The organism is Sphingosinicella terrae, from assembly GCF_003347635.1.
Taxonomy (GTDB): Bacteria; Pseudomonadota; Alphaproteobacteria; order Sphingomonadales; family Sphingomonadaceae; genus Allosphingosinicella; species Allosphingosinicella terrae.
In genome coordinates, this window is the sequence record NZ_QDFY01000051.1 from 1 (window position 1) to 756 (window position 756).

The 756-nt window shown below is 60.6% G+C and carries 1 pseudogene; it reads right to left on the reverse strand.

Features of this window, described 5'->3' with window-relative positions:
• Positions 1–16: 16 nt before the first annotated feature.
• Positions 17–756: pseudogene (locus DDE10_RS23180) on the reverse strand (IS630 family transposase); the annotation flags it as partial.

Here is a 756-nt window from a genome sequence, read left to right on the forward strand (position 1 = left end):
CTAGAGCATGATCATCTTAGACTGAAGCATATCCGCTGTTTGCGAGGTAGTTCGCGCATTCGGCAGGTTGGAAGTGGTCGAGGAGGGTTCCGATCCGCTTCCAACAGGCATCGACGGTTCGCTCTTCGGCCTTTCGGAACAAGGTTTTGAGCTTGGCGAAGACCTGCTCGATCGGGTTCAGGTCGGGCGAGTAAGGCGGCAGGAAGAGGAGCTTGGCGCCAGCGCCGCGGATCGCTCGACGAACGGCGATGCTCTTATGGCTGCCCAGGTTGTCCATGATGACGATGTCGCCAGGGCTGAGCGTCGGCACCAGGAACTGCTCGACATAAGCGAGGAAGGACTGGCCGTTGATGGGGCCGTCGAGCACGCAAGGTGCATCGATCCGATCATGGCGGAGCGCGGCGAGAAAGGTAAGGGTTCGCCAGTGCCCGTGCGGCACCTTCGCGCGAAGTCGCTGGCCGCGCCGGGAGCGACCATGCGTGCGGGTCATGTTCGTCTTCGCCCAGGTTTCGTCGATGAAGACCAGGCGTTTAGGATCGAGGCGGTCTTGGTATTTGCGCCACTGAACTCGCCGCCTGGCAATCGCCGGTCGATCCTGCTCGATGGCGAACACGGTTTTTTTTAAAGCTGAAGCCCTCGCGCTCCAGATAATTCCACAATGCCCCGTAGCTCACTTCCACCCCACGATCGTGCAGCTCGGCCAGCAAAGCTCTCAGCGTCAGGTCAGGCTCGCCTTCAAGTCGGGCCACCAGCCAA